Source organism: Streptomyces sp. JJ38 (assembly GCF_019303475.1).
Classification (GTDB): Bacteria; Actinomycetota; Actinomycetes; order Streptomycetales; family Streptomycetaceae; genus Streptomyces.
On the sequence record NZ_JABLSI010000030.1, the window covers coordinates 51,876 to 65,898 of the forward strand.

At 73.9% G+C, this 14,023-nt stretch carries 12 protein-coding genes; 10 read left to right on the forward strand and 2 right to left on the reverse strand.

The window, feature by feature from the left end; genetic code table 11:
• The first annotated feature begins 24 nt into the window (after window positions 1-24).
• The 8 genes from HPT28_RS17410 to HPT28_RS17445 all read left to right on the forward strand — a co-directional run bounded on the left by HPT28_RS17410 (window position 25) and on the right by HPT28_RS17445 (window position 9,414).
• A complete protein-coding gene (locus HPT28_RS17410; protein ID WP_219092029.1) occupies window positions 25-822 on the forward strand; it encodes a hypothetical protein in 798 nt (265 codons plus the stop codon).
• Between the two features lie 168 nt (window positions 823-990).
• The gene (locus tag HPT28_RS17415) at window positions 991-4,392 is read left to right on the forward strand and encodes an ATP-dependent DNA helicase (protein WP_219092030.1); all 3,402 of its coding nucleotides are present in this window, start codon (window positions 991-993) and stop codon (window positions 4,390-4,392) included.
• On the forward strand, window positions 4,389-5,333 hold the full coding sequence (gene nudC / locus HPT28_RS17420) for an NAD(+) diphosphatase (RefSeq protein WP_219092031.1): 945 nt from the start codon (window positions 4,389-4,391) through the stop codon (window positions 5,331-5,333). The genes HPT28_RS17415 and nudC overlap by 4 nt, the downstream gene beginning before the upstream one ends.
• Window positions 5,334-5,466: 133 nt before the next feature.
• Window positions 5,467-5,709 (forward strand): mycoredoxin, encoded by a 243-nt coding sequence (locus HPT28_RS17425; protein WP_219092032.1) that lies wholly within the window; start codon window positions 5,467-5,469, stop codon window positions 5,707-5,709.
• Window positions 5,710-5,912: 203 nt separating this feature from the next.
• Window positions 5,913-8,111 carry an ATP-dependent DNA helicase UvrD2 gene (locus HPT28_RS17430; RefSeq protein WP_219092033.1) on the forward strand — a complete coding sequence of 733 codons (2,199 nt, stop codon included), beginning with the start codon at window positions 5,913-5,915 and terminating at the stop codon, window positions 8,109-8,111.
• A gap of 225 nt (window positions 8,112-8,336) precedes the next feature.
• A complete protein-coding gene (locus HPT28_RS17435; protein ID WP_219092034.1) occupies window positions 8,337-8,633 on the forward strand; it encodes a hypothetical protein in 297 nt (98 codons plus the stop codon).
• 122 nt (window positions 8,634-8,755) lie between these two features.
• Window positions 8,756-9,109 (forward strand): WhiB family transcriptional regulator, encoded by a 354-nt coding sequence (locus HPT28_RS17440; protein WP_219092035.1) that lies wholly within the window; start codon window positions 8,756-8,758, stop codon window positions 9,107-9,109.
• Complete coding sequence (locus HPT28_RS17445) at window positions 9,106-9,414, forward strand: hypothetical protein (protein WP_219092036.1); 309 nt, start codon at window positions 9,106-9,108, stop codon at window positions 9,412-9,414. The genes HPT28_RS17440 and HPT28_RS17445 overlap by 4 nt, the downstream gene beginning before the upstream one ends.
• A 344-nt stretch (window positions 9,415-9,758) precedes the next feature.
• Here the strand turns inward: HPT28_RS17445 and HPT28_RS17450 are convergent, their stop codons facing one another.
• Both HPT28_RS17450 and HPT28_RS17455 read right to left on the reverse strand, forming a co-directional pair.
• Complete coding sequence (locus HPT28_RS17450; protein WP_219092037.1) at window positions 9,759-11,303, reverse strand: AarF/ABC1/UbiB kinase family protein; 1,545 nt, start codon at window positions 11,301-11,303, stop codon at window positions 9,759-9,761.
• Window positions 11,284-12,486 (reverse strand): ThiF family adenylyltransferase, encoded by a 1,203-nt coding sequence (locus HPT28_RS17455; protein ID WP_219092038.1) that lies wholly within the window; start codon window positions 12,484-12,486, stop codon window positions 11,284-11,286. Before HPT28_RS17455 ends, HPT28_RS17450 begins: the two co-directional genes overlap by 20 nt.
• A gap of 291 nt (window positions 12,487-12,777) precedes the next feature.
• Here HPT28_RS17455 and HPT28_RS17460 point away from each other — a divergent pair, with 291 nt between their 5' ends.
• Window positions 12,778-13,347 carry a M48 family metallopeptidase gene (locus tag HPT28_RS17460; protein WP_308119331.1) on the forward strand — a complete coding sequence of 190 codons (570 nt, stop codon included), beginning with the start codon at window positions 12,778-12,780 and terminating at the stop codon, window positions 13,345-13,347.
• A 47-nt stretch (window positions 13,348-13,394) separates the two neighbouring features.
• A partial coding sequence (locus HPT28_RS17465; protein ID WP_219092039.1) for a TerD family protein occupies window positions 13,395-14,023 on the forward strand: 629 nt, incomplete at its 3' end.

The window sequence follows — 14,023 nt, forward strand, 5'->3', positions numbered from 1 at the left end:
GCAACCAGGGAGGGGAACGAACACGTGAAGACCACCATCCGTGCCACGGCGGCCGTCGCCGCACTCGTGCTGGGTCTCGCCGGCTGCGGGTCGGAGGGCGACGACACCAGTGCCGGGGGCGCGCAGACGCCCGCGTCGTCGCCACAGCCGGAGCCGACCGTCGAGAAGTCCGTCGGCACGGAGCTGGAGCGCAAGACCGCCCAGGAGATCATGAGACTCTCCGAGGAGGCCATGACGCAGTCGGAGAGCATGCGCGTCAAGGGCACCGTCGACCTCGACGGTGTGGAGACGGAGATGGAGATCGCCCTGGACAAGGGCGGCTCCTGCGAGGGCAGCATGTCCCAGCCCACCGGCGGTTTCGAGTTCATCGGCGTCGAGGGGCACGGCTACATGAAGGCCGACGAGAAGTTCTGGCGCGCCAACTCCGAGGAGCCGCAGGAGGTCGAGGACATCATGGTCGACCTCCTCGCCGACCGCTGGGTGGACATGGGCAAGGACGAGGACATCTCCGGGTTCTGCGACCTCGGCGAGCTGATGGGCGACGCCTCGGACGCCGGCTCCGACCCCTCGGCGACCAAGGGCGAGAAGACTCAGCACCAGGGCGTCGAGGTCATCCCGATCACCACGAAGGAAGAGGGCGAGACGACGACGGGCCTGGTCGCCAACGACGACGACGCGCCCTACATCCTCGAGATGACCAACGAGACCCAGGACGGGACGGTCGAGAAGATGACCTTCTCCGACTTCGACAAGCCGATCGAGGTCACCGCCCCCGCCGACGCCGTCGACCTGAACGCCCTGGCCGAGGGTGCCGAGGCGTAACCTCCGGGCTCTCCCCGGCCGACGGGCCCGTGATGGGATACCGCTTCGTGCCGAACCCGGCGCGAAGCGGTACCAGGCTGGTGGAGCTGCTCGCGGACGGGGTGTGACGCGGGCCTCGTGGGTGGGGGCGTCGTCCGGTGTCGGCGGGGCGCGTTAGCGTCTTGCCCCGTGACGGCACGGCTCAGCGACCCGGAGCAGCTCAAGGAGCTGCTCGGCATCCCCTTCACCGGGGAGCAGCTGGCGTGCATCACGGCGCCGCCCGCCCCGCAGGTCATCGTCGCGGGCGCCGGGTCGGGCAAGACGACGGTGATGGCGGCCCGGGTCGTGTGGCTGGTCGGCACCGGCCAGGTGGCGCCCGACCGGGTGCTGGGGCTCACGTTCACCAACAAGGCGGCCGGCGAGCTGGCGGAGCGGGTGCGCCGGGCGCTGGTGGCCGCCGGTGTGCTGGACACCGCTCCGGCCGAGCCCGAGGAGGAACCGGGCGAGCCGGACATCTCCACCTATCACGCCTTCGCCGGGCGGCTGTTGACGGAGCACGGGCTGCGCCTCGGCGTCGAGCCCACCGTACGGCTGCTGGCGGACGCCACCCGGTTCCAGCTGGCGGCCTCGGTGCTGCGGGCGGCGCCGGGACCCTTCACCGCGTTGACCAAGAACCTCGGCGCGCTCGTCGAGGACCTGCTGGCGCTGGACGGCGAGCTGGCCGAGCATCTCGTGGAGCCGGAACGGCTGAGGGCGTACGACACCGAGCTGACGGCCCACCTTGAGGGCGGCGCCGTCAAGCTGACCAACGCCGCTCTGCGCAAGGTGCCGCACACGGCCCGGGGGCGGCTGGAGCTGCTCGGCCTCGTCGAGGAATACCGGGCCCGCAAGCGCGAGCGCGACCTCGTCGACTTCGGGGACCAGATCGCGCTCGCCGCCCGGCTGGCCCGGGACGTCCCGGAGGTCGGGCGGCTGCTGCGGGAGCAGTACGCCGTCGTCCTGCTGGACGAGTACCAGGACACCTCCGTCGCCCAGCGGGTGCTGCTCGCCGGGCTGTTCGGCTCCGGCACCGGCCATCCCGTGACCGCCGTGGGCGACCCCTGCCAGGCCATCTACGGCTGGCGCGGCGCCTCGGTGGCGAACCTGGACGAGTTCCCGCGGCACTTCGCCGGCCCCGGCGGGACGCCCGCCGCCCGGTACGCGCTCAGCGAGAACCGGCGCAGCGGCGGCCGTCTCCTGGCGCTCGCGAACACCCTCGCCGCTCCGCTGCGCGCCCGGCACGCAGGGGTGGAGGCGTTGCGTGCCGCACCGGGCGAGGAGCGGGCCGGGCGGGTGCGGTGCGCGCTGCTGGAGACGCACGCCCAGGAGCTGGAGTGGCTGGCCGACTCCCTCGCCCACCTCGTCCGCACCGGCACCCCACCGGGCGAGATCGCGGTGCTGTGCCGGGGCGCGGCCGACTTCGCCGAGATCCACGCCGCCCTCGTCGCCCGCGACCTGCCCGTCGAGGTCGTGGGCCTGTCCGGGCTGCTGCACCTGCCGGAGATCGCCGACCTCGTCGCCACCTGCGAGGTCCTCCAGGACCCGACGGCCAACGCGGCCCTCGTCCGGCTCCTGACGGGGCCCCGCTGGCGCATCGGTCCCCGGGACCTCGCGCTGCTCGGCCGCCGCGCCCGGCTGCTGGCCGCGCCCCCACCCCTCGACCAGGCCGACGCCGACGCCCGGCTCGCCGCCGCCGTGGAAGGCACCGACCCGGCCGAGGTCGTCTCGCTGGCCGACGCCCTGGACACCTTCCTGGAATCCGGCGGGCACGAGGACGAGCTGCCGTTCTCCGCCGCGGCGCGGGTGCGGTTCGCCCGGCTGGCGGCCGAGATCCGGGAGCTGCGCCGTTCCCTGGCCGACCCGCTGATGGACGTGCTGCACCGTGTCCTCGCCGTCACCGGCCTTGAGGTGGAGCTGGCCGCGTCCCCCGAGGCACTGGCCGCCCGCCGCCGGGAGACGCTGGGCACCTTCCTCGACCTGGCCGCCGGCTTCGCCTCGCTCGACGGCGAGACGACGCTGCTCGCCTTCCTCGGCTTCCTGCGCACCGCCGTCCGCTACGAGAAGGGGCTGGACAGCTCCCTGCCGGGCGGCGAGAACACCGTGAAGGTGCTGACGGCCCACAAGTCGAAGGGCCTGGAGTGGGACGTCGTCGCCGTCCCCGGGCTCGTCGCCGGCCAGTTCCCCAGCGAGCGCGGCCAGGACTCCTGGCTCACCCAGCCCAGGGTGCTTCCGCACCCCCTGCGCGGCGACGCCGCCACCCTGCCCGAACTGGGCGGCTGGACGGCCAGGGCGCGCACCGCCTACGAGGCCGCCGCCAAGGAGCACCAGGCCACCGAGGAGCTGCGGCTCGGCTACGTCACCTTCACGCGCCCCCGCGGTCTGCTGCTCGCCTCCGGGCACTGGTGGGGACCCAGCCAGAAGAAGCCCCGCGGCCCCTCGCTCTTCCTGGACGCCGTCCGTGCCCACGTCGAGGCGGACCCGGCCCACGGCGAGGTGGAGTCCTGGGCCGAGGCGCCGCCCGAGGGCGCCGAGAACCCGGCACTGGCCGCGCCCGAGGAGGAACGGGCCTGGCCGCTGCCGCTCGACGAGGAGTCCCTCGCCCGGCGTCGCGCCGCCGCCGAGGCCGTACAGGCGCACCTGGATTCCCTGGGCGGGCCCGAGGCACCCGTCCCCGCCCAGCAGCCGGCGCCGGAGGAGGAGTCCCTGCTCACCCCCGAGGAGGAGCGGCTGGCCGCCTCCTGGGACCGGGACCTGACGGCCCTGGCCGGCGAGCTGCGCCGGGCCCGCCGCACCCGGCGCGAAGTGACGCTGCCCGCCAGCCTGACCGCCTCGGAGCTGATGCGCCTCGCCGCGGACCCGGAGCAGTTCGCCCGTGACCTCGCCCGTCCGATGCCGCGCCCGCCCCGCCCGGCCGCGGCCCGCAGGGGCACGCTCTTCCACGCCTGGGTCGAGTCGCGCTTCGAGGAGCTGGCCCTGCCCATGCTCGGCCCGGACGAGCTGCCCGGCGCCGAGGACGACGAGGGCCCGCTCGGCGGGCTGGAAGGGGGCCCGGAAGGCGCGGCCGAGCGTGCCGACGAACGGGAGCTGGAGGTCCTCAAGGCCGCCTTCTCCCGCACCCCCTACGCCGAGCGCACCCCGTACCGCGTCGAAGCGCCCTTCCAGCTGGAACTGGGCGGGCGCATCGTCCGGGGCCGGATCGACGCCGTCTACCGGGACGAGGACGGCTTCGAGATCATCGACTGGAAGACCGGCCGCGGGCAGGCCGCCGACCCGCTGCAGCTGGCGCTCTACCGGCTGGCCTGGGCCGAGCAGCACGGCCTGGACCCCCAGGCGGTGCGGGCGGCGTTCCTGCACGTGCGCAGCGGCCGCGTGGTCCGGCCCGCGGCCCTGCCGGGGCGGGCCGAGCTGGAGCGGCTGCTCCTGGACGGCACCCCGCCGGGAGCGGACGGCTCCGCAAGGGGGACACAGCCGCACGACGGCACCGATAAGCTCGCAGGCACGCCCGAGCGCCCGAACCTGTCGACGTCGACAAGGAGCACCGAACCGCCGTGACGACCTGGACCGAGGAGTACACCGAGCGCCCGCTCACGCTGGCCGGCACCGGAGGCATAGACCGGGCGGCCGGACACCGGCTCGACGAGGCGTGGCTGGCGGCGGCCTGGAGTCACCCCACCACCCGCTGCTTCGTGGTCTCCGGCGGCCAGGCCCTGATCGTGGACACCGAGGACGGCGGCACCGAGCTGGTGACCATGCCGTCCTTCGACGCGCCGTTCACCGAGTCACACCGCTACTTCCTGGGCGTGGACGCCGAGGGGGTGCGCTATTTCGCCCTGCAGAAGGACGCGCTGCCCGGCCGCATGGACGACCTGGCCCGCCCGGCCGGGCTGCGGGAGGCGGGCGCCCTGCTCGGCGAGCGCGACACGGCCCTGCTCGTGCACGCGGTGGCCCTGGAGAACTGGCAGCGCCTCCACCGCTTCTGCTCCCGCTGCGGCGAGCGCACCGTCATCGCCGCCGCCGGACACGTGCGCCGCTGCCCGGCCTGCGGCGCCGAGCACTACCCGCGCACCGACCCGGCCGTGATCATGCTCGTCACCGACGAGAAGGACCGGGCGCTCCTCGGCCGCCAGGTGCACTGGCCCGAGGGCCGCTTCTCCACCCTGGCCGGTTTCGTCGAGCCGGGGGAGTCGCTGGAGAACGCGGTGATCCGCGAGGTCGCGGAGGAGGCCGGGGTCACCGTCGGCTCCGTGGAGTACGTCGCCAGCCAGCCGTGGCCTTTCCCCACCAGCCTCATGCTGGGCTTCTTGGCCCGTGCCGTGGACCCGGCGATCACGGTGGACGGCGAGGAGATCGAGGAGGCCCGCTGGTTCTCCCGGGAGGAGCTGCGCGCCGCGATCCTGGCCGGCGAGGTGAAGTCGCCCTCAGGCATCTCGATCGCCGCCCGGCTGGTGGAGCACTGGTACGGGGGCCCGCTGCCCACCGTGTCCGCGGCCTGATGCAGCCCACCGGCCGGGCCCGGGCCCGGGCCGCTTTCCCCCGTTCCCGGGCCCCGGGAATCCCGGCGGGCCGGTCCGCGTTCCCCCTGTGCCGAGCGCACGACCCCCAACGACGCGAAGGAGCTCAAGCCCCATGCAGGGAACCGTGACGATGTACAGCACCACCTGGTGCGGCTACTGCCGCCGCCTGAAGGGCCAGATGGACCGCGAAGGCATCCCGTACACCGAGGTCAACATCGAGATGGACCCGGATTCGGCGGCGTTCGTGGAGAAGGCCAACGGCGGTAACCAGACGGTGCCCACGTTGCTCTTCGCAGACGGCTCGACGCTGACCAACCCGTCGTTGGCGCAGGTCAAGGAGAAGGTCGGCGCCTGATCCGGCGTCGGCCGAGCGCGGGGCCCCGGGCCGCTGAGGCCCGGGGGCGCCCCTCTGGTGCCCCCATGCGGTGACGTGGAGACGCCGTCCGGCTCGGGACGAGGCGACGTCGTCCGGTGGGGCGGGTCGCGTCGGTACGACGAACTGCTCGCGCCTGTGGACAACCGGCACGGGCCCCGGCGCGGAGCTGGCAGCATGGCGGGGTGACAGCAGCAACGCAGACCTCAGCCTTCCCGCGCGTACCGGAGTCGGCCGACGCGGTGCTCGCCGGGCTCGACCCGGAGCAGCGCGAGGTCGCGACGGCCCTGCACGGTCCGGTGTGCGTGCTGGCCGGAGCCGGTACCGGCAAGACGCGTGCCATCACCCACCGGATCGCCTACGGCGTGCGCGCGGGCGTGCTGCCGCCCGCCGGTGTGCTCGCCGTCACCTTCACCAACCGCGCCGCCGGGGAGCTGCGCGGCCGGCTGCGCCAGCTCGGCGCGGAGGGAGTCCAGGCGCGCACCTTCCACTCGGCGGCCCTGCGCCAGCTCCAGTACTTCTGGCCGCGTGCCGTCGGCGGTGAGCTGCCCCACCTGCTCGACCGCAAGGCCGCGCTCGTCGGGGAGGCAGGCGTCCGCACCCGGCTGCGGCTGGACCGCACGGAGCTGCGGGACGTGACGAGCGAGATCGAGTGGGCCAAGGTCACCCAGACCGTCCCCGACGACTACCCGGGGGCAGCCGCCCGCGCCGGGCGCGCCGTCCCGCGGGACGCGGCGGAGATCGCCGCCCTCTTCACCGCCTACGAGGAGCTCAAGCGGGAGCGCGGAGTCATCGACTTCGAGGACGTCCTGTTGCTGACGGTGGCCATCCTGCAGGATCGCGCGGACATCGCCGAGCAGGTCCGCCGCCAGTACCAGCACTTCGTGGTGGACGAGTACCAGGACGTCAGCCCGCTCCAGCAGCGCCTGCTGGAGCTGTGGCTCGGCGAGCGGAACGACCTGTGCGTCGTCGGGGACGCCTCGCAGACGATCTACTCCTTCACCGGTGCGACCCCCGACCACCTGCTGGACTTCCGCACCCGCCACCCCTCGGCCACCGTGGTCCGCCTCGTGCGGGACTACCGCTCGACACCACAGGTCGTCCACCTGGCCAACGGGCTGCTGGCGCAGGCCGCCGGGCGGGCCGCCCGGCACCGGCTGGAGCTGCGCTCCCAGCGCGAGGCCGGCCCCGAGCCCGGCTACGCGGAACACGCCGACGAACCGGCGGAGGCCGCGGACACCGCGCGCCGCGTCCGGGATCTCATCGAGTCGGGGGTGCCCGCCAGCGAGATCGCCGTGCTGTACCGGATCAACGCGCAGTCGGAGGTGTACGAGCAGGCCCTGGCGGACGCCGGGGTGCCCTACCGGCTGCGCGGCGCGGAGCGCTTCTTCGACCGCCCCGAGGTGCGCGAGGCGGGCATCTCCCTGCGCGGAGCCGCGCGTGCCGGGGACAACGACCCCGTGCTCGCCGGCGTCCGCGGGCTGAGCGCCCGCGTGCGGGCCGTGCTCCGGGCCGGTGGGTGGCCGGCGGAGCCGCCCGCCGGATCGGGCGCCGTACGGGAGCGTTGGGAGTCCCTCGCCGCCCTCGTGCGCCTCGCCGAGGATCTGGAGCGGGCCCGGCCCGAGGCCACCCTCTCGGCCTTCGTCGAGGAACTCGCCCAGCGGGCCAACGCCCAGCACGCCCCCACGGTGGAGGGTGTGACGCTGGCCTCACTGCACGCGGCCAAGGGCCTGGAGTGGGACGCCGTCTTCCTGGTCGGCCTCTGCGAGGGCGTCCTGCCCATCAGCTACGCCCGCACCCCCGAGCAGCTGGAGGAGGAGCGCCGGCTGCTCTACGTCGGTGTGACGCGGGCCAGGCGGCATCTGCGGCTTTCCTGGTCGCTGTCCCGGACGCCCGGGGGCCGCCCGTCCCGCCGGCCGACGCGCTTTCTCGACGGCCTGCGCCCGGGCTCCGGCGGTGGCCCCGCGGTCACGGCACGGGGCCGGGCTACGGCGGCGCCGGGGGGCGGTGCCGAGCCCGGCTGCGGCCCGGCCCGCCCCGCGCGGCGGCGGGCGCTCGTGCGCTGCCGCGTCTGCGGCCGCACCCTGACCGACGCCGGCGAGGTCAAGCTCATGCGCTGCGAGGAGTGCCCCTCGGAGCTGGACGAGGAGCTGTACGAGCGGCTGCGCGAATGGCGGGCCGAGCAGGCGAGCAGGATCGGCCAGCCCGACTTCTGCGTCTTCACGGACAAGACGCTCATGGCCATCGCCGAGCGCATGCCGGACGACGAGTCCGAGCTGCGCTCCATCGCCGGCGTCACGGCACGCAAGGCGCGCTCCTTCGGCGCCGCCGTCCTGGCGCTGTGCGCGGGTGAGGAGCCCGTTGCGGAGGACGCCGACGGCTGAACGGAACATCAGGTTCCGTGCTCGTCACGACGGGGCGCCGACGACCTGGGAAAAAACCGTGGGAAAAATAGTTTGCGCGGGCCGCCACCGTCCCCATAGCCTTCCGGATGTGGAGAGGGCGGCAGGCTTTCCGGCTTCTTCCCTTCCACGCTGTACTTATCCCTGAACACGTTCGGGGCCGGCTTCGGCCGGTTCCCGCCGAGACGCCGAGAGGAGGCGAGACCAGTGAACGGCATCTTCGAGATCACCCCGGGCAACACCAACGCCCTGACGACCGCTCGCTCGGTCGTTGCCACCTGCTCGCTCGGCGGCAGCCTCCTGGCCACCGGTCTGTCCGGTGTCCGGGTGGGCGATGAGCGACCGACGAAGGCATCCGCCGCAGTGGCGGGGGCGCGGGCCACGGCCCACGCCTTTACCGCAGCGGTGGCGGGTGCCGGCGAACGTCGCCAGAAGACGCTGTACATCAAGCACCACACGATGTGGGCCTTCCGTGGGCCTGAACCCTGGAGAGATCCAGCCTGATCGGCGATCAGGTCGGCACCTTCCAGGGCCGCGGAACCCACATCGGGTACCGCGGCCCTTCTGTTTGCCCGAGCAGCCCGGTTCACCCACCGGACCGACAACGACAGACGAGGAAGTCACCAGTGCAGACGCACGCACCGTCACCGCAAACCGACCTGAACCCGCCTGATCCCACGGAGGACTCCTTGACCCCCCTGACCACGCTCACCGAGCTGGACGACGCCATCGACCGGCTCGGCGTGGCCGTTCCCTGCCGCAGCTACGACCCCGAGGTCTTCTTCGCCGAGGCTCCCGCCGACGTGGAGTACGCCAAGTCGCTGTGCAAGACCTGCCCGCTGCGTGAGGCCTGCCTCGCCGGCGCCAAGGACCGTCGCGAGCCCTGGGGCGTCTGGGGCGGCGAGCTGTTCGTCCAGGGCGTCGTGGTGCCCCGGAAGCGGCCGCGTGGCCGCCCGCGCAAGAACCCGGTCGCGGCATGAACGCGCCCGGCACGATCGACAGCCCGGCCGCGCACGGGCCGACGCAGCAGGACCCGATGAACGACACCGACTTCACCGCACGTGGGCGAAGCCGCGACGAGTGGCCCGCCATCACGCAGAACAGGACCCGCAAGATGCAACTCATGCCCGAAACACTGAGCCGAGCACGAATACAGCAGTACCGGAGCGAGGCCCGCGAAGAGCAGCTCGCGTACCAGATCGTGCTGGCCCGGCGGATGCAGCGCAAGGCGGAACGCGCCTCGCTGAAGGCCCGCCGGGCTCTCGCCCGGACTGTCATGTACTAGAGCCCGTCCGGCGGTACCAGCCGACCGGCTCGGCATGGCTCCCGGGCGCGGCCCGCCGAAACACCGGCGGGCCGCGTCCGGGAGCCGGCCGCAGCCTCTCTCGGCCGGCTCCCGGACGCGGCGATGACGCCAGGGAGGCGACGACCGTGATCCGGCACCGTGGCAACAACGACCACCACACCACCTGAACCGACCGCAGCCCCCGTGTGGGCAGACCGCGGTCGTCGACGGTACCCGGAGCCGGGGCGCGAACCAGCGCCCCGGCTCCGGCTGTTGGGCCCGGGAGCCCGGGAGCCCAGGAGCCCGGGAGCCCGGGAGTCCAGGAGCCCGGGAGCCCGGTGGTCTCAGGCCACCGTCCCGGCCACGGCGTTCGGACCCTCCGGGTCGGGCTCCTGCGTGTGCTTTTCCAAAGCCACCCGTGAGACGCCGTCCCGGCCCGCCCGGCCCTTGGCCGCCGCCGAGTCCTCTCCGGCGCCTTCCTCGGCGTCTTCCCCGGCGCACTCCTCCGCGCGCTCCTCGCCGGTCTCGTCAGAGGCTTCCTCGGCGGAGGCCTCCCCGGTGAGCTCCTCGGCCGCCTCCTCCGGGCAGAAACCGGGCAGCCAGTTCTCCAGCTCATCGCGCAGCCGCACCCGGGCGCCGAGTTGGCACAGCACCCCGATCGTGCTCAGGGACACCCGGTGGATCAGCAGGTAGGACGGGGGGAGGTTGAGCTGCTTGCCCAACTGGTGTGCCGGGGAGCGGGGGTCGGCTATGCGCGCTCCCTGGTCACGCATCCAGTCGCGGGCGAAGGGGAACTCCTCGGCCGCGGCGGGCTCGATGATGGGGCGCAGGTACTCGTAGACCGCCTCCGGGTCCAACTCGATGTCCGGCTTGATGAACCCCTCGCCCCGCAGCAGTTCGTAGACCTCCTCGGTCCGCCCCTCCAGCGTCATCCGCAGCGTGACGCCGATGGGTTCGGGCAGCCCCTCCGGCAGCCGGTTGACCGTGCCGAAGTCCATGACGCCGAGCCGCCCGTCAGCCAGCAGCCGGAAGTTGCCCGGGTGCGGGTCGGCGTGCAGCAGGCCGGTCCGCGCGGTACCGCTGAACAGGAAGCGGGCGAGCAGCTGGCCAACCCGGTCCCGCTCCTCCTGGCTGCCCTCGCGGATCACCAGGGCGAGCGGGGTGCCGTCCATCCACTCGGTGACCAGCACCTGTTCGCACTGGTGGACCACCTCGGGCACGCGCACGTCCGGGTCCCCGGCGAACTCCGCGGCGTAGGCGCGCTGCGCCTCCGCCTCCAGCCCGTAGTCCAGCTCCTCGGCGATCCGCTCCCGCAGTTCCGAGATCAGCGGCTTGACCTCCATGCCCGGTATGAGCGGGCCCAGCAGCCGGGCGAACCGGCTCAGCTGGGAGAGATCCGAGAGCAGGGCCTCCCCGGCGCCCGGGTACTGCACCTTGACGGCGACCTCCCGGCCGTCGTGCCAGACCGCTCGGTGTACCTGGCCGATGGAGGCCGCGGCCGCCGGCTTGTCGGTGAACTCGCTGAACAGCTCCCGCCAGTCCGGCCCGAGGCGCTGGGCGAGCACCGAGTGCACCGTCGCCGCCGGCATCGGAGGAGCGGCGTCCTGAAGCTTGGTCAGGGCGGCCCGGTACGGGCCGGCCACCTCCTCGGGGAGGGCCGACTCGAAGACCGACAGCGCCTGGCCGAACTTCATCGCCCCTCCCTTCAGCGACCCCAGCGTCGAGAAGAGCTGTTCGGCGGTGCGCTGTTGAAGCTCCGCGGCGATGGCCTCGGCCGGACGGCCGCCGAGGCGCTTGCCGATACCGAGTGCCGTGCGGCCCGCGAATCCGAGTGGTAGCGCGGCCAGCTTGGCGGTCCGGGTCACGGCCTTACGGGGAAGATCTGACATGCGACGCCCCTCCAACTCGCGGACTGGCTCCAGGAGCTCCCGTGCCGTCCGGCCCGGTCGCCATGGTCACCTGTGGCATGCCCGAGGCGGGGGCCGCTTCGGTGAGCCCCTCGGGCTCCTCTTCGGCGGCACCGCACGGGCACTCGCTATACGGTCGCACAGCCTCCTCCTCGCGCCGCAGCCCGGGCAGGACGAACGAGCCGCGCACCCCGGGCGGGGCCGCGCCGTCCCCGTCCAGGAAGCTCAGGACGAAGGAGGCGGCCGCACCCGCCGTCACCGCGGCGAGCGCCACATCGCAGGCCGGGACCGTGGTGCGCCGGGACTGCCGCCACTGGCCGACCATGAGCGGCCAGGCCGGTTCCCGGGCCGCCCGCCGTTCCCACATGCACCGCGCACAGGCCGACTCGCCGGGCAGGACGAGCGGGCCGACGAAGCCGGTGGCCTCCAACACCCCCGTGTACAGGTGTGGGCGGCCGGCCGCGAGGGCTTCCCGCGCCGACTCGGGATCCGGCGCGTAGGCCGCGAGCCCGTCCCGCGGAGCGAAGACCACCAGATCCAGGCCGCTCCCCGCGCGGCCCGGCTCGCCCCGGGGCCGCCGGGACCAGGGCGCCGCCCGCGTGACCACCCGGCGCAGGGCCGCCGATCTGCGCCGCCCCTCCTGCTCGGGGCCGACACCGCCGGGGGCGGTGTCCCAGGCCGTGACACAGCCGCCGTCCACCACCTCCACCCGCCCCACCCCGGCGGCGGCCAGGAGCGCGGCCAGGGTGCCGCCCACCCGGCCGCCACCGCGCACCTGCACCTGGGCGGACCGCCGCGCGGCCAGCAGCCGGGGGGCCGTGCCCGGACGCGGGTGCAGGACCGACAGCGAGGCCAGATCCGGACGCAGCCGCTCGCCCGCGGCTCCGGGAACGGCGGCTCCCCGGACCGCCGCCGCGTCCTCCAGCAGGCCCGCGCCCGTCAGCCGGTCCACCACCCGCTCCGCCGTCCCGCGGGCGAGCCCCATCCCGGCCGCGGCCTCCCGCAGCCGGGCCATGCTCCGGGTGCCGTCCAGCAGGTCGAGGAAGCTGCCCGTGGCCGTGTCGACCGGACCCAGCACGACCGCGTGCGCGGGCGTGACCCCGTATTGCACCGTCTGCCGGTCCCGCCAGCAGCGTCGCAGCGCCGGCTTGATCATCGGATGCATCTGTGACCCCTCCAAGGTGCCCGCCCACGGCGGACGTACCGTGCGAACCGCGGGAAACGGCTCAAGTCCCGCCAACTTTCGACAGCATGGACCTCTCGGCCGGATCGTGCGTCGAGTTGTCCACAGGGGGTGGGTGACAGTCGTACTAGTCCTGCGCAGGAGTCATGTGACCTCGGCAGCCGACCTCCGGCCCGGTACCGTCGAGGCGTGACCGCCGAACCTCTGGACAGCCCCGCACCGCTCGACGGCCGCCCGCCCGCGCATGCCGCGCACCCCCGGGAGGGCGCGCTCGTGGTGACCGAGCACGGCCCGGTCGAGGTCCGGCGCAGCGCCCGTCGGCGGCGCACCGTGTCGGCCTACCGGGAGGACGGCCGCACCGTCGTGCTCATCCCCGCCCGCATGTCCGCGGCCGACGAGCGGCGCTGGGTCGGCGTCATGCTGGACAAGCTGGCCGCGCAGGAGAGCCGGCGGACCCCGGCGGCCGGGGAACTGGCCGAGCGTGCCGCGCGGCTCTCCGAGCAGTACCTGGACGGCCGGGCCCAACCCACGTCGGTGCGCTGGGTCACCAACCAGAACAACCGCTGGGGCTCCTGTACCCCGGCGGAGGGGACGATCCGGCTCTCGCACCGGCTGCAGGGCATGCCGGAGTACGTTCTCGACTACGTCCTGCTCCACGAGCTCGCCCACCTGCTCGTCCCCGGGCACGGGCCAGGCTTCTGGCGGCTGCTGGAGGCCTACCCCCGCACCGAGCGGGCCCGCGGCTACCTGGAGGGCGTGGCGTCGGCCGGGCGGCTCCCGCACGCCCGTGAACCCCGCGAGTCCGCGCCCCGCGAGGGTCGCGCTCCGGGGGCGACCGGTTAGCCTGGCGCGCAGCAGGTTCCGGCACGGATGGGGGACGGTCGTTACGCATGGCGAGGCAATTCCAGCGGGGCCACAAGGCCAAGCTCAGTGACCTGACGGCGGGGACCGATCTGTACGTCGGCGTGCAGATCGGCGGCCCGGGGCTGACGTTCGACATCAGCTGCTTCGGCCTCGACGGCGACGAACAGCTCTCGGACGACCGCTACTTCATCTTCTACAACCAGCCGAAGTCCCCCGAGGAGGCCATCCAGCAGCTCGGGCCCCAGGCCGGGGACACCGAGTCCTTCCGGGTGACGCTCGACAAGATCCCGGACGCGGTACGCCGCCTGTCGTTCACCGCCACCCTCGACGGCGAGGGCCAGCTGTCGAACGTGTCCCCGGGCTATCTGCGGATCGTGGCGGGGGGCGAGGAAGTCGCCCGTTACTCCTTCGACGGCACGGAGTTCAGTACCGAGCGGGCGGTCATGCTCGGTGACTTCTACGTCAAGGACGTCTGGCGGTTCGCCGCCGTCGGTCAGGGTTTCGACGGTGGGCTGGCGGCCCTGCTCCAGCACTTCGGCGGTGAGGTCGCGGACGAGCAGGAGGAGCCCCCGGCGGCCTCCGCCGCGGCCCCCGGCTTCGCCCCGCCGCCTGGCCCCGCGGCGCCGGCTCCCGCCCCCGCGCCCGGCTTCGCCCC

What these genes read in the sequence shown, in the direction of transcription:
- HPT28_RS17455 (WP_219092038.1), bottom strand. Translation starts at nt 12,486, where the DNA reads ATGCATCCGATGATCAAGCCGGCGCTGCGACGCTGCTGGCGGGACCGG.
- HPT28_RS17445 (WP_219092036.1), top strand. Translation starts at nt 9,106, where the DNA reads ATGAACGCGCCCGGCACGATCGACAGCCCGGCCGCGCACGGGCCGACG.
- HPT28_RS17450 (WP_219092037.1), bottom strand. Translation starts at nt 11,303, where the DNA reads ATGTCAGATCTTCCCCGTAAGGCCGTGACCCGGACCGCCAAGCTGGCC.
- HPT28_RS17425 (WP_219092032.1), top strand. Translation starts at nt 5,467, where the DNA reads ATGCAGGGAACCGTGACGATGTACAGCACCACCTGGTGCGGCTACTGC.